18 protein-coding genes are annotated in these 25107 nt (G+C 39.2%); all 18 read right to left on the reverse strand.

From position 1 onward, the window contains the following. Position 1: 1 nt before the first annotated feature. Positions 2-937 (reverse strand): hypothetical protein, encoded by a 936-nt coding sequence (locus tag I2I33_RS07050; RefSeq protein ID WP_118304905.1) that lies wholly within the window; start codon positions 935-937, stop codon positions 2-4. Positions 938-942: 5 nt separating this feature from the next. Further along, positions 943-2484, reverse strand: a complete 1542-nt coding sequence (locus I2I33_RS07055) for a RagB/SusD family nutrient uptake outer membrane protein (RefSeq protein ID WP_087421780.1) — start codon at positions 2482-2484, stop codon at positions 943-945. Between the two features lie 10 nt (positions 2485-2494). Further along, positions 2495-6016: a SusC/RagA family TonB-linked outer membrane protein gene (locus I2I33_RS07060; RefSeq protein WP_229782454.1), complete on the reverse strand. Its 3522-nt coding sequence runs from the start codon at positions 6014-6016 to the stop codon at positions 2495-2497. A gap of 135 nt (positions 6017-6151) precedes the next feature. Further along, positions 6152-7333 carry a FecR family protein gene (locus I2I33_RS07065; RefSeq protein ID WP_087421778.1) on the reverse strand — a complete coding sequence of 394 codons (1182 nt, stop codon included), beginning with the start codon at positions 7331-7333 and terminating at the stop codon, positions 6152-6154. A gap of 57 nt (positions 7334-7390) precedes the next feature. After that, positions 7391-7987, reverse strand: a complete 597-nt coding sequence (locus tag I2I33_RS07070) for an RNA polymerase sigma-70 factor (protein ID WP_087421777.1) — start codon at positions 7985-7987, stop codon at positions 7391-7393. Between the two features lie 168 nt (positions 7988-8155). Further along, a complete protein-coding gene (locus tag I2I33_RS07075) occupies positions 8156-9319 on the reverse strand; it encodes a TlpA disulfide reductase family protein (RefSeq protein WP_087421776.1) in 1164 nt (387 codons plus the stop codon). Positions 9320-9331: 12 nt separating this feature from the next. Further along, positions 9332-10957, reverse strand: a complete 1626-nt coding sequence (locus I2I33_RS07080) for a PKD-like family lipoprotein (RefSeq protein ID WP_087421775.1) — start codon at positions 10955-10957, stop codon at positions 9332-9334. Positions 10958-10976: 19 nt separating this feature from the next. Next, the gene (locus I2I33_RS07085) at positions 10977-11774 is read right to left on the reverse strand and encodes a DUF4843 domain-containing protein (protein WP_087421774.1); all 798 of its coding nucleotides are present in this window, start codon (positions 11772-11774) and stop codon (positions 10977-10979) included. An 11-nt stretch (positions 11775-11785) separates the two neighbouring features. Further along, on the reverse strand, positions 11786-13180 hold the full coding sequence (locus I2I33_RS07090; RefSeq protein WP_087421773.1) for a RagB/SusD family nutrient uptake outer membrane protein: 1395 nt from the start codon (positions 13178-13180) through the stop codon (positions 11786-11788). Positions 13181-13191: 11 nt separating this feature from the next. Further along, positions 13192-16632 (reverse strand): SusC/RagA family TonB-linked outer membrane protein, encoded by a 3441-nt coding sequence (locus tag I2I33_RS07095; protein WP_087421772.1) that lies wholly within the window; start codon positions 16630-16632, stop codon positions 13192-13194. 100 nt (positions 16633-16732) lie between these two features. Then, on the reverse strand, positions 16733-17893 hold the full coding sequence (locus I2I33_RS07100; protein ID WP_087421771.1) for a FecR family protein: 1161 nt from the start codon (positions 17891-17893) through the stop codon (positions 16733-16735). Between the two features lie 92 nt (positions 17894-17985). Beyond that, positions 17986-18519, reverse strand: coding sequence for an RNA polymerase sigma-70 factor (locus I2I33_RS07105; RefSeq protein ID WP_087421770.1), 534 nt, complete (start codon positions 18517-18519; stop codon positions 17986-17988). Between the two features lie 148 nt (positions 18520-18667). Next, on the reverse strand, positions 18668-20011 hold the full coding sequence (locus tag I2I33_RS07110) for a TlpA family protein disulfide reductase (protein WP_087421769.1): 1344 nt from the start codon (positions 20009-20011) through the stop codon (positions 18668-18670). 28 nt (positions 20012-20039) lie between these two features. Then, positions 20040-21206: a TlpA disulfide reductase family protein gene (locus tag I2I33_RS07115; protein WP_087421768.1), complete on the reverse strand. Its 1167-nt coding sequence runs from the start codon at positions 21204-21206 to the stop codon at positions 20040-20042. A gap of 13 nt (positions 21207-21219) precedes the next feature. After that, a complete protein-coding gene (locus tag I2I33_RS07120) occupies positions 21220-22854 on the reverse strand; it encodes a PKD-like family lipoprotein (protein ID WP_087421767.1) in 1635 nt (544 codons plus the stop codon). 12 nt (positions 22855-22866) lie between these two features. Then, positions 22867-23340, reverse strand: coding sequence for a DUF4843 domain-containing protein (locus tag I2I33_RS07125; RefSeq protein WP_195666777.1), 474 nt, complete (start codon positions 23338-23340; stop codon positions 22867-22869). Between the two features lie 39 nt (positions 23341-23379). Continuing rightward, a complete protein-coding gene (locus I2I33_RS07130; RefSeq protein WP_195666778.1) occupies positions 23380-23655 on the reverse strand; it encodes a hypothetical protein in 276 nt (91 codons plus the stop codon). A gap of 41 nt (positions 23656-23696) precedes the next feature. Continuing rightward, positions 23697-25097: a RagB/SusD family nutrient uptake outer membrane protein gene (locus tag I2I33_RS07135; protein ID WP_087421765.1), complete on the reverse strand. Its 1401-nt coding sequence runs from the start codon at positions 25095-25097 to the stop codon at positions 23697-23699. Positions 25098-25107 lie beyond the last annotated feature (10 nt).

The raw sequence follows: 25107 nt of genomic DNA on the forward strand, positions 1-25107 counted from the left end.
ATTAATTAAAAATCACACCTAAATCCTCAATAATCTTTTTCAATATCTGATATTTTTTGATCACAATAGGATAGTTTGCATTTTCATTCATAAAATCTTCTTCCGGTCTGTCAAACAGCGCATTCGTGTAATCCTCCAAATCATAATTTTTAGCTTTGAAATTTACGATATAAGTATAACCGTTAAATCCATAGCCATAAGTACTTAAAAGGCCCAAATCTTTTTCCGTCGGATATTGTGCCATAAACTCTTTTACCGGCTCCTCTCCCATAATATAAGTGCTATAATATTGCGCACAGAAAGAATAAAATTCATCAAACATACTTTGGTCCAATGTTGCCACTTTATTGGCAACCATACTTTTCAACAAAGAAGATTTATAAGCCCTCTGTTCTTCATCCGTCATTTCACTGACTCCTTCGACCGCAATAGCCGTACACCGCCAACCGGCATACACATCCGGATTCTGTAACACGTAATCTTCATAATTATAAACATATTGATCAATCCTATCTACCAATAACACAGAATAAGGACGTAAACCACCCCCTAATGACGGCAAAACCAGTTCTTTAATAAACTCAACAGCTTCTTTTTTCTCCACATCTGATTTTATATATTGATATTCAAATATATTCATATTACTAGTAGACGTATTCAAACCATAATTTATATCTACCAAATGAAAAGAATATACCGCGTTACCTTCCGGATCATTTCCCAAATATTCTCTCTTCAACGTGTCATTAAAAAGAAGATAAACCTTTTCCTGGGCATAAAATTCCTTTTGCAGAGCCGCATCAGCTTCCGAGACCCCGTAAGGTTCCAGAAAATAATCGGTATCCGATTCATTTGGAGTCAAACTATCTTCTGTACAACTGAAACACACTGTAATGATCAAAATCAACCCTATTAGATGACATAATAATCGTTTCATAGCATTTAATAATTAATAGTTTCTACAACCGGACGGACACCTCGTTCATTATTCTTCATTCCCGTATTATATTCCAATACTTCTTTAGGAATTGGTAACGTGTAAGCAGCATCATTTTCTTCCAATTGATATACCACTGTTTGAACAGGAACATTTGTCCAAGACACGTATTCGAATGTCGTGTAACTTTTTCGTATCGTTTTCGTGTAGGGTTGCTTTTCACATACCATATATCTTCTCAGGTCAAACCACCGATGTCCTTCCAGACACAATTCACGTTCTCGTTCTTCTCGTATCAACTTGATTAAATCTGCTCCACTCTCTTCTGAATTAGCATATTGCTCCACGGACAAACGTTTCACTCTCAAATCATTTAATGCCTTACGAGCATCATCTTCTTTCCCTTGATAGGCCGTAGCTTCTGCTAGATTCAGATAAGCTTCTGCTGTACGGAACAAGAAATTAGCAGATAATGATGTACGGGAAAAATCAGCAATAGCACCCCCCTTCACATATTCCACGTATCCTCCGGACTCATTATATTTTACAAAATAACTCTTTCGTAAATCATTATCTTTATACAAAGCATAAAGTTCATCTGAAATCCCCAAATCTTTTGGTAAACCGGAAATCGTATACCTTATTCCCCCCATTCCCATCGTAAATATTACTTCCGGTAAAGTAGTGTCCAAAAAGAATGGGATCCCTTCCATCATATTCAAATCGCGTAAATCATCTTGTTTAGATAAGACTTTTTTCGCATAAGATTCAGCCATTTCCCAATTTTGCATATACAAATGAACCCGGCTCAACAATAAGTAAGTTGCTGTTATATCAGCCCGGTAAATTGATTTATGGACCGTTTTTTCCAAACATTTTTCAGCTTCTCCTAAATCTGCCAACACTTGTGCATATACCTCTTCCACGGTATTTCGGCCATACACTTTATCTTCTATATATTCCGTATTCTTAATTGGCACACCCAAATCATTTTTCGCTCCGGTCTTCGTGTAAGGTTTACCATATAAGTTTACCAAGATAAAATAATAAGCACCACGTAAAAAGTAAGCCTCCCCCTTGATCCTCATCACTTCCAGCTCATCTTCCTCCTTGGGTGTACTTTGTTCATCAATAGAGGCAAGTATCATATTGGCAATGTTGATATGTTTATAGATTCTATTCCAATCCGAGGATTCTTTCCGAATAGAAGTTCCTAACGCATCAATCCCCACTTGTTGCTGCCATGTATAATAACCGAAATAACGTTCTCTCGCATCCCATAAAGCTCCGCTACTAGAACTTCTGATATTTTCTTGTACCTCATCCGTCATCAAATGAATATAAGGATAATACCAACCATCCGTTCCGTAAGTATACCCCATATGTTCCGGGGCATTAGTAGGCATATACACGCTCCCCAATAATAATTCATCCAAATCTTCATATCCCCTCACGTAAGCAGTATCTTGAGAATACTCTTCCAAAAAACCGGAACAAGAGGCGAACATGAAACTCAACATACTAATAATGATATATATTCTTTTCATAATTCAAACTTTAAAATGAAACACTTACACCTACCGTATAAGTCGGTCTATCCGTCAACTGAATCTCGGCGAAACCACTCTGTTGCGGGGCCTGTCCTTTTAACTTATTGGAACAAATTGTAAAGAGATTAGTCGCCGAAAGATTTAAAGCTAACCGGGACAATTTAATTCTTTCTAATTTTTCCATCGGGAACTCATACGTTAGACTCATTGTCGAACACTTTAAGTAATTACCACTTACTACCCGGATATCGCTATAATTATACATATCCAGCGAATTATTGGCTATCGTCGGGAGCTTTTCCCCCGAAGAAGAGTAATGCGTCAAATAACAATTGGGAGCAGGAATAACCGTATTTTTTTCATCCCCTGTTTTCCGCCATCTCTTAACAAACTCTCTTCTCACATTATTTTCCGGAAGGAACGTATTAGAGTCAAATAATTTAAACAATCGTACTTTTGAACCCAAGCTATAAGCCAAGTTCATATTCAATCGCCAATTTTTATATCTTAACGTATTATTAATACTTCCGGACATCGTCGGCTCCCGGTTCCCCGTCGCTTTCAGGACACGAGTATACACATCATATTTTGTCAATCCTTCCAACTCTTCCTGACGTTCTTGCATATCGTCAAATATCGGGTAACCATTCGTTGGATTCAATCCCACGAATTTATAAGAATAAAACGTTCCTACTGGTTTTCCCTTTACCAGAGCTGTTCCATTCAAAAAATTGTTTAATTCAAACTGCTCTGCCCCGGGTAATGTTTCCATCTTGTTAAAAACATTCGAAAATGAAGTTGCCAAAATCCAGTTGAAATCACGTGTTTCCACGGGAATAATCGTTGCCGCAATACTATATCCCGAATTCTTGACATCTCCTGAATTCACCACATATTCCTCCAAACCATTTACTGTTGATATTTGCTTTGTCAAGAAAGCATCCTTTGTACGTTTATAGTACACGGAAGTCTCCATCTGTAATCTTCTCTTAAACAAAGAGAAAGTCAATCCTCCATTAAAAGAACTCGTTTTTTCCCATTTCAAATTCGGATTCGGGTACACGGAAAGTTCCGAAACCAATTCATTATAAAGTGGATCTGTCGGTAATTGTTTGATAATCATAGTTGGCGATTGGCCCTCCAACATATTTCCCTGATATCCAAAAGATGCTTTTAACATAATATAGTCAATCCAGTTTCTTTGCAACCACTCATGCTCGGAAATCGTGTAATTTCCGGATATGGACCAAATGGGTAATAACTTATCATTACTCTGGTCTCCAAATTTATTTGAGCCATCAAAACGTACGTTACCATTCAAAGTAAAAAAACTTTGATAACTATAAGAAACCGTAGCATAAGCAGAAAGTAAATTTGTCAGATTATCCGAGATCGTCGGATAGGCATTAGCCTCTAGCCAAGCCTTAAAAGCCGGGTAATCATTTAAAGTCGTTATAGAGAATTGTTTTCCTCTATCTTTATAATATCCCCTCATCGTACTACTATTTCCCTTATACTTTGTAGAACTCACTTCATACCCCACACTAGCATTAACATTATGCTTATCCTGCCCAAAATACTTGTCCAGATTCAACTGAACCCGTAGCATATAATTTCTATTCCGAGTACTATTCGTGGTCAGCTCCCCACCGAAAGGTAATGCGGACTCCGAGTCGTCTCCTTTTGCCGGGGCATCTCCATACTCGGATTGGCGTAACAAGGCCACATGATGACTTTTCTCTCCCCACCATCCCTCAATATCGGTATTTGAAGTTGAATAAGAACCCACGACACTCGCATTCAGATAATTCGTGAATTTCACGTTTAAAGTCATATTAAAAGATATTGAAGACCCTTCCTGATCATACGAACTATTTTCAAGTTCATTCAAAATATTATAACGAAAAGAATTTGCCGTTCCACCCGAATTCTGATAATAGTAATAATCTCCGTTCTCATCAAAAGCCGGAATAGTGCGACTGGTATTATAAGCATAATCCAAAGGAGCAATTTCATCTTGTGAATATTCTCTGGAAGTCACGTTACCATTAATCCCCAACGAAGTTGAAATACGAGGAGACAAATCCGCATTTAGATTCAAAGCAACAGTATAACGTTCGTTATTATTTCCTTTAATCACGTCATTGTCTTTCGCATATCCTACTGACGAGTAATAACGTACGGTCTCCGTTCCCCCTGAGATACTTACCGTATGCTGATGCGAAAACGCATCCTCTGTCAACAAATCAAACCAATCCGTATTCAAACATTCCAAATATTGTACTTGTTTCGTAAACTCATCATAAGTTAAAGCTCCTCGATAAAGTTGATTTATAAGCCCTTCATAACCGACCATATTCATTCCACCTGGGAAAGTGTATCCGGAATCTACTAAATCTTTAGAAAACTCCATCCGTTCTTTCGAGTTCATCAAATCAATCTGGCGATCCGTGTAACGAGGGCGACGTTTGTAAGACACGTTCATATTATAACTGATGATCGGTTTACCGATATGTCCTTTTTTCGTGGTAATCACAATAACCCCGTTAGCAGCTTTTGCTCCATACAGAGCCGTGGCTGCCGCATCTTTCAATATATCCAGACGTTCAATATCCTGAGGATTTAACCCGGCAATAGCATTACCGATCCGATTCACGTAATCAGGATTATTTAACTCCTCCGGACTAATATTCACTGGATCTTGCAACACGATTCCATCCACCACCCACAAAGGTTCCCGGTTACCAATCAATGTTGACGTTCCCCGGATTCTAATTTTAGGCACAACACCCACTTCCCCTGAATTACTCATAAACATCATATCTGGAATTTGCCCTTCCAGCATTTGATCTATGGATAATACTCCCGGACGCATGATCTTATCTGCATTAACAGATGTAATAGCGCCTGTCGATCTTTTGCGATTAATCGTCTGATAACCGGTAACCACCACTTCTTGCATCTCCTCTACATCATACTCCATGCGGATTCTATACGAATCCTTGTCCGGTAGCAATTTCACGTATTGAGTCTTCATTCCCACAAAAGTCACGACTAAAGAATCCACACTTCCGGTCACTTCCAATACAAACTCCCCCTTCGTGTTGGAGGCCGTACCAACACTTGTCCCTTTCAACAATACGGTCACCCCAGGAAGTGGTTCATTCGATTTATCCGTAATAACTCCTCGAATCGTCCGACTTGTTTTTCCTGCTGTCACAGTTTCAACCTTCCGAATAATGATAGACTTCATTTCAAACTTACACGTGAAAGGTTTTCCTTCAAATAACTTCTTCAACGCAACCTCAACCGTCACATCCTTCACGTCCAAAGAAACCATTCCGATCTCATTCAACTGCATAGCACTATACACGAAATCCAATCCCGTCTGCTTATTAATTTCCTTAAAAACCTCTTGAATCTTTACTTGCTCCAAATGAATGGTAACCCTCTGATCCTGTGCCATTACATCCCACGAAATCAACAACATAATCTGCAATAAAAATACCTGTAAGGTTTTACACTTCACATTTTTTAGGTATAAAATACCCCTTAAGTAAACCCATCTTCGTTTTTTTTCCATAAATTTGTCATTTACTATTTAACACTGGATGTAAACTTACATCCTATCATATACCGAGAGTTGCCCCACAACTTTCGGTTTTTATTTCACGGTAACAGTATCTCCTTGAATGCGGAACTCCACGGCGGCAGTCTCTTCCATCAGATGAAGTACATCTGAAATATCTGCAAAACGAGTAATAATTCCTGTAAATGTATGTTTTTTAATACGTTCATTAGCATAGAACACCTTCACATCATACCAGCGACTCAAGCGTTCCATGATCTCCTCAATCGGCTCATCTTCAAAAACAAACTTACCATCCTTCCAAGCAACTACTCCATAAGAGTCCACATTCTCGACCTGTATGGATTGAGTGGCCTTCGTGAATAATGCCATCTGGTTAGGCGAAAGCCTCATTTCTTCTCCCGTGGCACTTACCCGAATCCCGACTTTACCATTTACCAGCGTAGTTTTTACCGTTCCTTTCCGATAGGTATCTACATTAAATTCCGTCCCATATACTTTAACTTCCATACCTTCATCCGTGGCAACAATAAAAGGATGTACCGAATCCCGTGCTACCTCAAAATAAGCCTCTCCGGTCAAATACACCTTCCGTTCTTCTCCGGCAAAAGTTACTGGGAAACGAAGTCGCGTGAGTGAATTCAGCCAAACCTTTGTTCCATCAGCCAATTTCAATTGATAAAATCCTCCCACCGGAATTTGCATCGTGTTATACACGATCTCTTCACCAATTTCTTCCCCCTGAATCTTTGCTCCCACGTAATTCAATCCTGCCAAGGAATCATTTCGAATTCCGGATTCTTTCATTCCCTCTATAAACTCACTCCTTTGCGCTAAACACACCCTTTCGCCCGTGGACAAGATTAATTCGGCCTTCACCCCCGGAACAATTCTTTCCGTTTGAGCAATCCCTTGATCAGCTTTCATCTGGCTCCACTCGTTGAGTGCAAATCCCACAAACACCCCCACCAACAAAACAACAGATGCTGCCACAGGCCAATAATGTATTATTCTCCGTTTTCGAACTTTACCAACATATGACTGATGAATAGATTTCAAGAAACGTTCTTTCTCCTGTTGCTTACGAGTAGTAGATAATGTCGGACCACTTGTCATGTTCCATATTTTCTTCCATTGGCGAAAATATTCCCGATGCTTCTCACTCTCTTCCATCCAGCTTTTCAACTCACGGATCTTCCCCTCTGACGCTTTCCCGTCAAGTACATTCCATATTAATTGATCAATCTCATTCGTCATAGTTTCTCTGTTTATACTCCTATGACAACTTGAAAAGAAAAAACCCCTACGCTATACTCAAAAATTTACAAAGAAAATCAAGCTTAACAACCATTCCAACTCTTTCCGTAAACGAGACAACGCTTTAGTCATCTGAACCTCAACTGTTTTCACGGATATTCCCAAGCGTTCAGCAATCTCTTTATTCGACAACTCTTCCATCTTACTCAACATGAAAACTTCCCGGCAACGTTCCGGTAACTTATCAATCGCCTCCCGAAGAGCATTATTTATATCCTCTCCCAACAACGCTAACTCCGCTTCCGGTGTCTGTACGATCTCAGAAAAATAAAAATCCAACAACTCCCGATCTGCATAATTACTAACCACCTTTTGATGCTTGATCTCGTTCAAACAACTATTATAGACTGATTTATAAAGATAAGATTTTATAGACAAATGAATATTCAAACTTGCATGATCCTCGTACAACTTACAAAACGTCTCCTGCACCAAATCATGAGCCAGCTCCGTCTCCCGAACAATACGCCCCGCATAATTCAATAACCCTTCGTAATATCTGTCAAAAAGATACTCGAAGGCCTTCTCTTCCCCTTTTCGCAGGGCTTCCAACAATACGTCATGGTTATCAAAAGGATGCATATTCATTTCCATAGATTTCACAAATCTAAGAAAAAACAGAATATGCAGAGATTATTTTCTCACAAGAATTCATTATTCCCAATCAAAAATACATTTATCACACTAAAAACCAAAGATATGGCATAAAAAACATTGTCCCAATAAATTGAGACAATGTCATTTCAAATATTTAAAAAGAAATTATTCCCCAAATAATTCTATCAATTTCATATTTAACCATCCTCCCCTGGCAGCAACATCAATCACCTTTCCTTGAGGATCAATTAGAAATCCACTGGGAACAGCATTTACACCAAACGCTTGCATACATTCCTTCCCATATTTTACCCCTTTTGCCCCACAAACTTGAGTCCATTCCATCCCTTCCCTAGATACAGCACTTTTCCATTTATCCATTTCATCGTCAATAGATACACTCACAATATCAAATCCCTTTTCATGGAAACGTTTATAAGTCTCCTTTAAATGAGGAATGTCATGCCGACAGGGACCACACCAAGAAGCCCAAAGCTCCACTAGAGTATAGCGCCCCTTATGAACACATTCTGATAGTTTTTTCTCATTCGAGTTAATATCCATCACTAAAAAGTCTGGCATCATATCATGCACATACAACGGCTTGCCTATTAATTTTTTTTCTAATTGTTCGCCCATCTCGCCTGTCCGAACCTGTGAGGGGAAAAGTTCCAAAACCCGTTGAGCCTCTTCCCGTCCATATCGTTCCACCGCCAATTTATTCACGACGTAAGTTGCCACAGGAGAATCACCATGCTTACGAATAAAATCAACGCCACAATGATAAATACTATCACGCAACATATCCATTTCCTTCACACACTTGATAACATCTTGTTCAGATCCCTTACCTCGATAATATACTTGTCGGTATTGATCGAATACTCCATCAAACTTCAAATTCAATGGCTCGATCTGTTGAATGTACCCCTGATATAAATCATGCACACCAGAACCCTCGATACATAAAGAGACCGGTACTTTTTTTGCCAATTTTGAAGGCATTTCTGCAAAAGGGATGGATACCAATATTTCTGAATTCTCAACATACACGGGAATACATAAAATATTAGCCCAACCATACACGCGCCGTGTCGGATCCTTATAAAAGATGATTTTCCTTAACTCCGGTAAATTCACTTTTCCCCGAAATTCAAACCGCCCATCATGTAATTGAACACTATCATAATATTGATGTTGATCAACGTCCATCAAATAAATCCATTCGTTCTCAGGCGCCCCCGCTAATTCCCCTTTAATCACATAACCATCATTCGATTGACAACCAACTAACAGCTGTAAAACAATTATAATAAAACTCCACTTCATTTCTTTTGTCTATTATAAAAATACAACATCAGTAATTTTTCCAAATTCGTGATACACTTGTTTTGCAGGATAGTGTTCACTATCCGTCCCAACAGAACCTGTCGATGCCAGATTCAGTACCACAAAATCACACGATCCATCTTCCATTTCAAAAACAACCCCCAAACTTCGAGCCAAATCAAACTCGTAATTCTCATATCCTGTTTGCTCATTACGAGTACGAGCAAATTTCATCCGTGTAACCTTGCCTCCTTCATGCGTGTAAATAGGAGTTGCTTTCCCTCCTTGCTGTACAAAATCCAATCGATATACAGTATTCCCCGCTGAATAAAAAATAATACCGCTATAAGCAGCTGAAGAAGCAAAGCAACTATTTTCATCCAATCCTTGTGGTATGGGCAACCGATAATAATTACTCAAACTTGGATTCTTCCCGTATGACATTCCCATTGCATTAAACTCGTATACGATACAACTATCCTGCTCTCTAGTTGCTACCGCATAAGCATAAGAATAGGAGGCATTACTCTGGTTATAATTGTAACCGGATCCAACATACAACACCTTATGTTTCGGGTTCAGTTTGTTAGGATCTGCCGCAGTAGAATTATCTGTACTTTGGGGTATCGCTCCTAATTCCACCTTGTTCTCTTTTACCGGATCAAAAAGAATCGGATCAGGACCACCACTATTATTCATATGCCACAAACAACCAAAGCGATGTCCTTTCCGGTCGTACACCAAGGAAACATCCGCAACCTTTGCGGCAAGCGATATATAATAATCTCCACCAAAATTATCTTTATTCCGTGCTGGTTCATACATTTTCATTGCGGCAGGAGTCTGGTAATACTTTCCATTTGCCAACATCAATCCTCCCCGAGATCCCTCTCCATCTATCAATTCCACTTTATCCGGAGCAAAATCAACCGCATCTGCAGAATATACCATTCTTGACAGACTATCCATTTTTTCAAATTGCCTCCATTGACAATATACACCGGCCTCATCAGGAATATCCGTTATCACGGAAAACATCTGAACCTTCGAGGAACCATAATAACTACTCTGTAAAGAAACTCTTCCCAAACACAGTGGTTTCCCTTGTAAATGCTTGCCGGTTGCTTGATAATAGGCATCTTTGGTATCAACAATATTCTCCCCGATATATTCCACGGATCCCAATTCCGTTTGTCCATCTTTACTATGCAACAAAACCCAAGCCCCATCAAACGGTTTGACCAATTTCATCATTGTATTTACCGGATACTCTATCCCTGTTAACTTATCATACACGTTCAAACGAAAATAATGTTCATACTTTAAGGCCTTATCTTCCGGATCAACATGAAACTTCAGTTCCTCTGTCATACAAACCGTATCACAATCCTTTATCGTGTAAAAATTAGAATTGGTCGTTGAATGTAACCACATGAATTCTAGATTATCCTTATTTTCCTGCAAAGATTGTGATAATCTAGGCTGAATCGTGATCACCGTGTCTCCTGCAACCCGCACGGAATACATCTCATCCAACCCGACATCCAAAATATTAATCTGTTTATAATCATAATTACCCTTATCATCATAGCAGGCCGTTAAAAGTAAAACTGCCAATATGTATATAATCTGTTTCATACTTTTCTTGTTTAAAATATTACTTAGCTTGGCTAGGGAACTCTATCCACTCTCCCGTATTCTCATCTATAAACGTAGGTTTAGAGGGATCTTCTTCACAAGCTTGTTTATAGGTTTCCAAATCCGTAAACAACATATTATAATACATTGCTAACATATAACCATTGCGAAACCATCCACTGAAAGAAGTCCCACCATATTGTTCCCCGTATTGCGTGATCACGTATCTGGCCTTTGCTTCACTATATGTCCCGAAATAGTCTTTATACATTTCCCAAGTTCGGTCATCTACCCCCCAAGATTCTTTACTCACAACATCTTGTATCACTAATTCGATTACTTGACGCTCCTCCAATCCCTCTTCGAAATCGGAATTCTCGTAATCAAATGTCAATTCGACAAGACATTCTGTTCCCCGAACTGCAGGACGTTCAATAACAATTCGAAATACCGCAGAGGTCGTATCTGCATCAACATAATAGGCATCCGGGAAAAGTACATTCACAACATTCTCTTCCGATGATTTTGTTGTTAGTGCCACTTTACGCGGAACATTCGCAATATCTCCCATAATTTTCACCCCAACTTGAACCGTGTCATATCGCAAATACTCTCCTTGCTTGTTTATTCCGAAATTAAAACTATATTTCAATTCGACATCATCAGACCAATAAGGTTCTTTAAAAGTCCCCGGATTCGCCCAATTCATATCTCCAACGAAATTTATCCTAGCGCCTTGGTCATATTGCACCATTTCGTATTTGTCACAACGAACCAAAAGTATAACGACTATCACTAGATATAATATCTTTTTCATACACGTATCAATTAATTTGTATAACCAAACAAAATCTCATTCTCCGGCCAAGAGAACATATAGTTACTTTCAATCAGATTCTGTAACGGACAATTCACAAAAGTCGGCCGTCCTAAACGTTTGTAATAAAAGAACACTTGACCTTCACCATAAAATTCTTTCCGATACTCTTTTTCAATCTCAGATTGTACGGTTTGAGACGTACAACTCACCGGGTCTATTCCCCGAACCTCTCTTACACTATTTAAAAAGTTAGAAGCCTCCTCCGGAGTTTCCGCACATTCGGCTAAAATATAGTACATCTCAGACAAACGAATTAATACTACCGTATTCTGTAACGACGGCCATACATTCTCTTGCTTATATTTCAACATTCTCTTCCCAGAAGGCGTGTTCTCAAAACTAACCCCCTCACGAACTCGAAAATCATTTAGTCCATCATTCGCAACATCAAAAATTTCATTAAAAACGCTATTATCAACAATATAAGAAGTAGTTGTCATCATATTTTCAACCTGTTGATCAAATTTGTCAATATACACGGAGAAAATGATCTCTTTCGAACGCAACACATCATTTGCATTGCTCAACAATTCAAACAAATCGCTATCAATTACCTCATTAGCATATTTAGCTGCCAGTTCTTGATTTCCGGCATACAAGTACACTCGCGCCAACATAGCTTTTACAGCATACAAATTCATTCGTTTATGACGATACACGAGGAAACGATCGCCTTCCATATTACTCTCTTCCGATGTCGTGATTGGGAAATCAAACCTCAAGGGATCTGTATTTGTCAATAAAACTTCCGCTTTTTTCAAATCGGCAATAATACTATCCACTACAACATTTGAAGATTGCATTGATTGAGCGTCTTTAGTAAACTCTGTACGGTAAGCAATTCGTTTCGCTCCCGGATTTTCCTTATAAATAGGCCCATACATTCGTAACAAATCAAAATGCAAAAAAGCTCGTAAGCCTAAAGCCTCTCCTTTTATGATCTCGTAGTAATCCGGTGTCGTAAACACAGATTTATTTTTATCGCAATAATACAACAGATTATTCAGGTTAGCGATAATATTATACATATTTGACCAGATACTCTCACAATAAGACTCTACCAAAGAAGAGGGATCCGGGGCAAAAGTATAATAATCTTTCTGATTTGTTCCCTGATTATAACGTCCTCCCAACACATCCAGAAAACCATAACTCAAATTCCTTGCGTACAACCCCGTAGAGGCCATTTTTATATAGGCTCCGGTTAAGGCTTCTTTAAAACCTAATTCTCGACTAAACACTTCTTCTTCCTTCACGGTGGTCTTTGGCTCCACGTTCAACCAATCCGAGCAAGAAGTAAAGAACAGCATACTGAAACAAATGCCTACAATATATTTTTTCATAGTCTACAAATTTAAAAGACAACATTCAACGACATGGATATCTGACGAGAGAAGGGGTAGTCTATACCACGTTCCATCTTTATCGTGGAAAAACGACAAATATCCTCCATATATAATCCAAGTGTAGCAGAAGTAATCCCCACACGTTTCATCCAATCAAATTTTTTACCATCCAAGCGATACGATAAATTCACCGTAGAAAAATAGAATTCATTATCATCCATCACGAAACGAGAGCTTTCTTTCGTATCCGCTTTAGAAACATTTCCATCTATCGCCTTAAAAAACACGTGATCTCCCGGTTTTTGCCAACGATCATACAACGCCCGTCTATCCGTGTTCAACCGAAGATTAGCATTCTCCACTTTGTTAATCAACGTCTTATTAAAGGTCTGTCCTCCCCAATGATATTGCCCGGCAAGAGTTAAACTAAAACCTCTATAAGTGAAGGTTGTTGAGACAGAACCTTGAAATTTCGGTTCAGAATCTCCAAAAGGAATCTGATCCGCTGCATTATAGTCATTCGTTAATTTACCATCACGTGTCATATAGACTTCCCGTCCTGTTGCCGGATCAATACCCATTGAACGTACCACCCAGATGGTTGTTTGCGAATAACCATTTTCGTAACGAGGTAATGGATATTTCTCCCGTTTCCCCTCTAAATCTCCGGGCCTTTCATATGCCATGGCTTGTTCCATCTGTTTCTCATTCATCACTTTCAAGGCATTAGAAATCTCCTCTATCCGTGATTTATTATGCGAGCCAGTAAAAATAACTTGCCAATAAGCCTGTTTCGCCGCATTACTGTATGGCATCAAACGTAGTGTCACCTCATACCCTTTATTAGAAATCTCACCTAAATTCTCTTTCATCGTAGCAAAACCAACAGATGGTGCCATTGTATAATCCAACAACGTGTTTTTCGTGTATTTCTCGTAATACTCAAACCTAGCACTAAATATATTATGAAACATTGTGAAGTCCAACGATGCATTATAATTCCGTGTTTGTTGCCATTTCAAATCAGGATTTCCCAATCCATATATTTCTGTCCCGACAACATCCGAACTTTTATAAGTCTTCATCAAATTGGAATAAGTATACATCTGCAAAGATTGATAGGGAGTAAAACCTTGAGATCCCGTAATCCCATAAGTCCCACGCAAGACCAGCTCATCAAAAATACCCAAATTCGATATAAATTTTTCTTTTTCAGCATTCCAACGTACTCCTACAGACCAGAACGGCGCATAACGATTGTTCTCGCCGAACTCAGAAGAAGCGTTTATACTCATACTATAGTCAAAAGCATAACGTTGTTTGTAAGAATAATTCAATGTCATCATAAAAGCTAAAGCACGGGAAACACTCTCACTACCACCTGTTGTCTGATATTCCGTTCCCATGTACACTTCACTCAATTTATCATTCGGGAAACCTTTCATGGAAATAGAAGTCAAATTATTCGCACTCTCATTAATACTATAACGAGCAAAAGCAGACAGCAAATGATCCGATCCGAATGCTTTATTATAAGCGGCAGACAAACTCAATCGATAACTAGACCCCTCAGACTTGGACCAATAATAAGAACCCTTTTCTGCCGGATCTGCCACGGAATAAAAATCATTATGCTGGGCTGATTTAAAAGTTTCCACTGTGGCATCAGTACGAGATAATGTAAAATCCAAGCTTAACCGCAAATTATCAAATGGTAAATATTCAACCTTCAAAGCCTCTCGTAGATTAAAACTACGACTATCATTTTTTGAATCAAATTGAGCATTCCATAATGGATTCAACGTTGGAGTCTTATAATCTGCGATATATGAATCCCCCACTTTATGATCATCCAATACTTGCTTGACATTCCCATTCTCATCTGTTTTACGATAATAAGGATTTATTTGTGCATAATCTTGAAAACTTCCATAAGGAGAAGTCCGGGCTCCATCAGAATAATCTACAGACAATGAATTATTTATTAATATCTTACTAGCCCGGTAATTCAAATCAATTTTTCCAGTCTTTGTGTTCAAATCAGACTCTTTCATTACACCCGGAGCCCAACGGGCTCCTAAATAAATTTTATAACGTAATGTTTTATCTCCACCTTCTGCCGTCAGACCATGACGATGAGAAAATGCCGTACGAACAGGTTCAGCCAACCAATATGTATTCACCCCACTCAAAACCTCTTGTTTTATACGGTTATAATAATTACGCAAATTCACATCATTTTTATTGTCATAATAACCGGCCAACTCCTCTATTCGTAATTTTTCCTCTGCATTCATCAGATCATACACACTCAAGTCTGGCCATTCCAACTCGTAATTCCCGTTATAAGTAAAACGTAACTTCCCTGACACGGGAGCTTTTGTTTCAACCACAACCACGCCATTAGCCGCCTCCGAACCATAAATCACCGTGGCTGCAGCATCTTTTAACAAAGTGATTGACTCTACTTGTTCCGGATCTAAGTCCATAATCGTTGTTGCATCTACCCCAATCACACCATCCAACACAAATAACGGCTGATTGGGACGTGTATTTACATCACCACGCAAAACAACCACATCTGAACTTTCATAATTTCCAATACTTGCCTGCCCGCGCATCTGGAAGTCCGGTATCGCATTGGGATTAGAACCGGCCAAATTACTGGAATTCATCTTAAAACCCGGATCAAGCATTTGTAATGCTTTCAACACATTACCTGAAGTCATTCGCTTTATTTCCTCTCCTGACACTCTTGTTGCAGAACCTGTAAATCCTTCTTTTTTCCGAGTAAAAATACCAGTTACCACCACTTCCTCCATGGACTCCACAGTCTCCTTCATTACCACATCAATCTTCTGCTGCCCCGTGTATTTCACCTCTTGAGTCTCCATCCCGATAAAAGAAAACACCAGCACGACATTCTCAACCTTAGTAAAACTCAACTTATAATTTCCATCCACATCCGTTGCGGCCCCCAAACTAAGTCCCTTCAACATAATCGTCACTCCGGGCAAAGGATTTCCCCCAGCATCTTTCACGGAACCAGTCACCGTTACAACTTCTCCTTTTGTAGCAACCTGTTTTTCCTTACGTTTGATTAATATCGCTCCACTCTCAAAACGATACTCGAAAGGTGTATTGGCAAATAATCGTGATAACACGGCATCTACGGTCACATCCTTCATACTCAATGTAATTTCTGACATTGAAGCCAACTGATCTGGATCATACACGAAATTCAATTTCGTTTGCTCTTTAATTTGTCTAAAAACCACAGAAACATCCACCTGTTTCACGTCAATTGAAACCTTTTGCTGTTGAGCTACACCAAACAAAGGACAACCCAAAAACATAATCAGCAGGAACAATTGTAGTCCCCGAAAAAGTTCTGATCTTTTTCGTTCGAAAAAACCAGAAAAAACAAACCTAATCTTGTTTTTTTTCATAAATTTGTGAATTAACTATTAGAATTTACGGATGCGCAAACATCCTATATCAAACCGTAAGCGTGTTGACGCACCTTACGGTTTTTATTAAACATCATAATTATTGACCTCCTTGTACTGTAACTACGTTACCTTTTATCTCGAAATGTAATGTCGCCGGTCCCTCGATTAAATGAAGAACCTGTTCTATATCCTTATAGCGACTAATCGCCCCAGTAAATCGTTTTTGTTTCAAAGATTCATTCGAATAGAAAACTTTTACATCATACCATCTACTCAATCGTTCCATGATCTCTTCTATCGTCTCCCGTTCAAAAACAAACTCTCCATCCTTCCAGGCTACATACTTATAAGGATCAACATTTTCAACTTGAATTTCTCCTGTTTTTTCCCGGTACACAGCCATCTGCTCAGGAGCCAACACCACTTCTTTACCGAGAACACCACCTCGGACTCCGACTTTTCCTTTTACAAGCACGGTCTGTACAACACCTTTCTCGTACGTGTTCATATTAAATTCTGTTCCGTACACCTTTACTTCCATTCCGTCCGGAGTCTCTACAATAAATGGATGCACCGAATCGTGAGTCACCTCAAAATAAGCCTCTCCTGTCAAATAAACTTTTCGCTGTTCCCCCGTAAAAGTCACCGGAAAACGAAGTTCCGTCATCGAATTCAACCACACTTTACTCCCGTCAGACAAAGCCAACTGATAAAATCCTCCCACCGGGATTCGCATGGTGTTATACATGATCTCTTTCCCCTCCACTTTCGCCGTCGCATAATCCAACCCGGTCACGGAATCATTTCGAATCCCCATCTCGTTCAAACCCTCTATTGCTACATTCTTTCGATCCAAAACAACCCGTTCTCCAGTACTCAAAATCAACTCAGCTTTAGCACCCGGCACGTTTCTTTCCGTTTTTGCCAGCACTCGAGCATCATCCAAATCCCTCCATTCGGTCACCGTACGTCCCACAAATAAACCAACCAACAAAATTATAGAAGCCGCTACCGACCAACGCAATGTCATTCGACGACTCTTCCGTTCGTAAAAATCCCTCTCCAACCGAGCAAATTCTTTCTCTTTATCTCGGTCAAAATTCTTATTCATACGAACTTGATAAGCTGTAGCAAACTCCTGCAATAATTTTACATGCTCCGGATCTTCCATCCACGCATTCACCTCCGCATCGTCTAAATTCTCCCGGTCTGTCAGAATCAAATTAGCAAATTCTATATCTTCGTCATTGTATCTCATAAATCGTCATTTTGCATCTATCACACGCTCCCTCAAAAAAAGGGTGACACAAAAAGCAATTTTTTATATAGAATTTGAAAATAAAAAGATAATCACTTCTTTTTCAACACGAAAAGTAACACAGTTTCATCCTGCAATTCCCCTCTCAAAAATTTCAAGGCGCGAGTCATATGCTTTTTTATCGTGTTAATACTCACGTCCAACTCATCCGCCACCTCCTGATACTTCTTCTCTTCCACCACACATTTCAAAAAAACTTCCCGCTGCTTCTCCGGTAACAAAGCTAACTTTTCCTCCACCCGGGCAAACCGTTCATCGTATTCAGCCAATTCCTCTGAAGCCGATTCCAACAAAGCCGTCACCTCACGCTCGTTCACCTCCACGACCCGTAAATGCCTCAAATAGTTCAATGCATAATTCTGTGCTAATGTAAATAGGTAAGATTTAGCCGAATAAGACAAATCCAAATGTTTCCGATTCGTCCAAAAAGTCAAAAACGCATCATGCACAATATCTTTGGCCACCTCTTCATCCCTCACGTAGCCATACACGAATCCCACCAGATTCCCATAATGTAAATCAAATAACTCCTCGAAAGCCTTATTTTCCAACAGATCTCTTGCCATAACGCAATTTTATCCACGACATCCTCCCCACAAAAGTAACCTATTTGTTTTATTTTTCAAGAAATCTTCCAAATATTTCAACAAAAAGAGGAGTTATCCCAACACCGAGATAACTCCTCCAAAAACAATAATTAGAATGATAATTTCCTTATTTATTATACTTTTCCAACAACGGTGTAATCACATCTTTTTGAGAAGGACGAGGAGCGGAAGCCGCAATAATCGTGAAATCTTTATCGATCAACAAGAAACGAGGAATTCCCGTAATATCCCAACCTGTCCGCACCAATGGATCTTTTGAAAATAACTCCAATACTTTCCCATGATCCGAATCACCCTTCAATTTATTCAACCAAACTTCCGTGTTATCATCCAATGACACGCCAACAAACTGGACATTCGGGTACTTCTTACTTAATTCATTAAAGAAAGGCATTTCACCCAAACAAGGCATACACCAAGTCGCCCAAAAATCAACGAATAACACCTTTCCCTTATAATCACTCAATTTCCCCTCTTTCCCGTTCATATCCACGACAGCAAAATCAATAGCCGGACGTCCTTCCATCAATTTCGCCCGTTTCTCCAACCGTCCCATAAACGCCTGCTTGAAATCAGCATTTTTCAACTTCGAACCGAAAGCATGCAATTCATCGTAGAGAGGTTTAGTCATTTCCTCATCCATACGCTCCCCAGTCACGTAAGCATCATTCAATTCTTTCAATCGCTGAGACTTCGGGAAATCAAAAATAGAAGCATCCATATCATAGCAACTCAACAACACATCTCTCACCACGGCAACTTCCAAATACTGATCTTTAGCAGAAATCTCTTTTAACAACGGATTGATATATTCCCGGATAGATTTGTTAAAATCATTCGCAACCTTTCCTCCCTCTTCCCTTGTTTTACAATCCTTTAAAAGATCAGAATACCATAAATATGCCATATAACTATTCGCCACATCTGCCTTGATACGCATCATTTCCAACTCCACGAACTCCTTGCTTGCGTTCGGCAAAGCCTTCAATTCTTTCTCCCGTTGGGCAGCCCGCTCGTCAATATATTTTTTCGTCTCTTCGAAACTACCTTTCACGTTTCTCCCCGCCTCTAAAAATGATCCAGCCTTCGGAAACAAACGTCCTTTCATGTAATTATTCACGTCGGCACCTTTCCCTTTAAACCAGCTTTGTGGTTGTGATGTCCCTAAATATACCTCCATATCATCTCCCGGGGTTAAATACAACGTGTTCCGCCCCACCGAATAATATCCCGGCTTTTTCAAGTCAAAAGAAAAATCAAAACTACCATCTTTATTCACCATGATCTTCTGACTCCACTCTTTGGAAATTTCCCCTGCAGCTCCATCAAAATCCATCGAAACCACATTCGTACCAAACTCTTTCAAAGAACCGTGCAACCGCACGTTTTTCCCTACACTATAACCGACAACGCCGATCATAAACAATACGACTAACAATACATTTTTCATACAATACAAATTTTATAAAACCGAATCTTTATTCTTTAAACAAAGCGGCCAACTTCTCGTTCAACCATCCCCCGCGTGCATTTGTACTAATTACCCGCCCCTCCTTATCAATCAAAACACATGAAGGTACACCGCTAACACCAAACAAATCCATACATTCTTTTTTATAACCTTTCCCGTTTGCTCCACAAACCTGAGTCCAAGGCATACCTTCTTCTTTTACAGCTTTCAACCATGCATCCATATCATCGTCGATAGAGATACTAACCATTTCAAAACCTTTTTCATGATAGCACTGATAAGTCTCTTTTAAATGAGGAATATCTGCCCGACAAGGTCCACACCAAGATGCCCATAATTCCACCAACGTGTAATGTCCCTTTTGCAATAGCGTTGACAACTTTACCGTTTTCAAATCTACATCCAACACATCAAAATCAGGCAACACATCTCCCACGTAAAGCGGCTGTTCCAATAAAGCTTTCATAGCTTGCTGTCCCATCGGGGTGGCTTTCACGTTTTCCGGTAAGAACCCGACCACTTCTTTCGCTTTCTCTCTATCGTAAGCTCTTACCCGTAGATTTTTTGCCACATATAAAGCTACCGGAGACTCCTGATGTTGCCGGATAAATTCAACCCCCACGGCAAAAACACTATCACGCATAGCATCCATCCCCCTCACACAACGGAACACATCATCCTCCGTCCCTTTCTTATAATAATAAGCACGACGATAAGCATCAAACAAACTATCATTTTTTACAACAAAAGGCGTTACCCGTTCTTTATATTTCGCATATAAATCATGAGCATAAGAACCTTCTACACGCAAATTTTCCGGTACTTTTTTCTCTAATTTTGAGGGTAACTCTGCAAAAGGTAAAGAAACCCGAATAGTAGAATTTTCCACATATATCGGTAACTCCATGATCTTATCCCACCCATAAATTCGTTGCGACGGATCGTTAAAATAAGTAATACAACGTAATTCCGGGTAATCCACTTTCCCTTTAAACTCAAATCTTCCTTTTTTCAACTGCACACTATCATAATACATCGTCTGCCCGGTATTCATTAAATATACCCATTCATTTTCCGGTGCACCTTGAAATTCTCCTTTTATCACGAATCCTTCAGGCTTACTCTGGCATCCCACTAATGACAGTAACCCCCATATAATAATCATCCACTTCATCTTAATACCTTTTTTAAATAAATACAAAATCAGCTATTTCTCCAAAATCAGAATATACCTGTGTTGCCGGATAAGTTACACTATTAGCCCCAACACTACCGGTTGATGACAAATTCAAGATAACGAAATCACTCTTGCCATTTCCCATATCAAACGAAACACCTAAACTACGTTGCAAATCAAACTCATAGGCTGCAAATTCTCCTGCTCCGGGAGCCTTCCGCTTGGCAAATTTCATTTTCGTAGCTTTCCCTCCTGTATGAGTATAAATTGCAGTAGCTTTTCCGCCGGCCTGTTTAAAGTCTAAACGATAAACAGTATTACCCGATGCGTAAAAAATAATACCACTATAAGGTGGCGTTGAAGCAAAACAAGCATTTTCATCTAATCCTTTAGGTAAATCTATCTGATAATAAGCATTAAAAGAGGCATAATCAGCATAAGTAAACCCTCTTGGGTTAAATTCATAAACAAAACATTTGTCATCACTTTTAGCCAAACCATAAGCATACATACTTGTCCAACCTTGATCAAATTGATATCCGGTTCCTACATACAACACTTTTTGATCCGGAGCTAACTTGTTGGGATCCGCACCCGTAGCATTACCATCTCGAACCGGAATAGATTGAATCAAATCACTATTTTCCTCGCTCTCATTAAAGTACAAAGGATCATATTTCTTCACGCCCAATCCGTCACTTTTATTATAATAGAATGCAAAACGATGTCCGGCCTCATCATACAACAAAGCATTGTTAATAACTTTAGATGCCAAGGTAATCTTCACATCCCCGGTCAACCCGCTTCCCGGTTTATACACTTTACCGGCCCTAGGGATCTGATAAAGAACTCCATTGGACAACAAAAGAGCACTGGCACTTCCATCACCATCCATCATCTCCACATGTCGGAAATCAAAACCCGCTTGAGCCATCGGGGCAACCATTCGAGACAAACTATCCTTTTTCTCGAATTTTTTCCATTGACAATAAACTCCGGCCTCTTTGGCGACATCAGTAAGCACATAAAACATGTTCCAGCTACTCCCAGTTCCATAATATTTAACCGACGTTGTATATTGTCCCAAACAAAGTGGTTTACCTGTCAATCGCTTGCCTGATTCTTTATAATAGGCATCTTCATTCACCACGATATCAGCACCGATATATTCAATCGACCCCAATTCCGTCTGTCCGTTTTTACTATGTAAAACCATCCAAGTTCCATCATAAGGTTTAATCAACTTGATCGTCGTATTTACCGGATATTCAATTCCCGTTACCTTGTCAAACACATTCAAACGAAAAAAATGCTCGTATTTCAAATTTTTCTCTTCCGGGTCTATATGAAAACGTAAACTAGGTTCTATACTCACCGTGTCAAAACCTTCACGACTTGCCAAACCATAGAAATTATGATTGATAGTAGAATATAACCAAACATAACTCAAATTTTCATCGTCCTTTTGCAAGAGCTGTGACAGCCGGGGTACAATGGTAAGCGTGGTATCCTTGTCCAAACGCACGGAATACAACTCATCCAATTCAACTGCTACCGTATTAATATCTTCATAATCATAATTTCCCTTATCATCATAACAAGAAACAAACAGTAACAAAGCCAGTATATAAATTAATCTTCTCATAATTTCTTATTTTTAAAGTAATTCTGAAATATCAGGAATCTCAATCCATTCACCCGTATTTTCATCTATCAAGGGTGCATTATCAGGATCTGCTTTATACTCTTCAAAATCCAGGTAGAAGCCATTCGAGTAAAGAACATCATAAAATTGATTCGTCATCGTCCATTCATTCAATACCGTTCCCCCGTATTTCGTGATTAAATAACGAGCTTTCGTCTCGCTATAATCTCCAAAAAACATCGCGTAATATCCATCCCATTCTTCTTGAGAAGATCCCCACAATTCCAAATTGACAGAATTTTCTACCCTCAATTCAAAAGTTTGTCTTTCAACAGTACCCGCTTTAAAATCCGATTTCTCGTAATCAAAAGTCAGGTATGCAGAATATTCTGTATTTCGTTTTTCCGGACGTTTTATCAAAACTTTAAACACGGCAACACCCGTGTCTGCCGGAACATAATACTCCTCCGGGCATACAATCTCCAATGTATTATCACCCAGTTTTTTCGTGGTGAACGCAACCTTTCAAGGATGATCTGCAGGAACTCCACTTATTTTAACCCCTACCAGAAGAGTATCCAATAACAAAGAATCTCCACGAGGATTAATCCCGAAATTTGTCTCATAATGCAAATATTCTGTTTCATCCACCCAATACGGTTTCTTCTCTTTACCTAAATAATAATCAGCCATAAAATTAATCTCGTTTCCCTCTCCATATTGCACCATCTCGTATTCCTCACAACTCTGAAGAAAAAGTAACGTGATTAAAACCTGTAATATAATTGCCATATTTTTCATAAATCTCTCATTTTATCAGTAAATACAACATTCACGATGTCTTAATTTGTTTTACCAAATAAAGTTTCATTATCCGGCCAAGAGAACATATAATTACTTTCAGCCATTTGGTTCACGGGGCTATGCAAAAATGTCGTGTAAGCATGACGCTTGTAGAAGAAAAACAATTGCCCCTCCCCGTAAAATTCCTTGCGGTACTCTTTTTCAATCTCATCCAATCTGTTAGCTTCCGTACAAACAACCGGATCTACCCCGCGTATATTTCGTACTTTATTCAAGAACTCAGCCGCTTCACCCGGAGTTGCCGCACATTCCGCCAAAATGTAATACATTTCAGATAAACGTATTAAAACAACGGTTCCTTCCGTGGATGCCCATAAGTTTTCTTGCTTATATTTCCGCATTTTGATTCCGTTTGTTCCGTAATCAAATCCAACACCCTCTCTGATTCTCAAATCATTTGTCCCATCATTAGCCACATCAAACATTTCATTCAAGAAACTCTCCTTAACGATCAAATAGGATGTACCATTGGTTATATCCGTCACTTGTTGATCAAACTTGTCCACGTAAACAGAGAACACAATCTCTTTTGAACGTAAAACATCTGTAGCATCCCCGATCAGATCAAAATACTTCCCGTCAATAACTTGATTCGCATAATTAACCGCCTCCGTCTTATTTCCTGCATACAAGTAGACTCTCGCCAACATCGCTTTCACCGCATACAAGTTCATTCGCTTGTGACGATACTCCAAAAAGCCATCTTTTCCCGTTCCACCATTCCCATCTTCTGTTTTTGGAAATTCAAAATTCAACGGATCTGTTTTTGTCAGTAAGATTTCAGCTCTTTTCAAATCAGCAATAACACTATCCACCACTACATTAGAAGGTTGCATTTCCTTCGGTTCCTGATTAAACTCCGTCCGATAAGCAATTCGTTTTGCTGTTGGGTTGTCTTTATATATCGGTCCGAACATCCGTAACAAATCAAAATGCAAAAACGCTCTCAAACCCAAAGCCTCCCCTTTAATAATTTCGTAATAATGTTCCGTGGTAAACACATCTCTGTTTTTATCACAGTAGTACAACAAATTATTCAAATTAGCGATCACGTTATACATCTTCGACCAAATCGCTTCCGTGTAACTTTCCGTGTATGTAGATGGAAATGTATACCACAGGGGATTCTCATAATTTGCCACTGCATTAATCTGGTAACGTTGTCCCAATATATCCAAGAAACCATAACTCAAATTTCTGGCATACAAATCAGTTGACGCCATCTTTATATACGCACCGGTTAAAGCTTCTTTAAAACCTAATTCCCGGCTAAAAACCTCTTCTTCTTCCACCGTCGTCTTCGGTTTTACATCTAACCAATTAGAACAGGAGGCAAACAAGAACATTCCTAAACAAATGCTAACTATATACTTTTTCATCGTTTATCAA

This window comes from Butyricimonas sp. BSD2780061689_150309_C8 (genome assembly GCF_015560935.1).
GTDB classification, from domain to species: Bacteria; Bacteroidota; Bacteroidia; order Bacteroidales; family Marinifilaceae; genus Butyricimonas; species Butyricimonas paravirosa.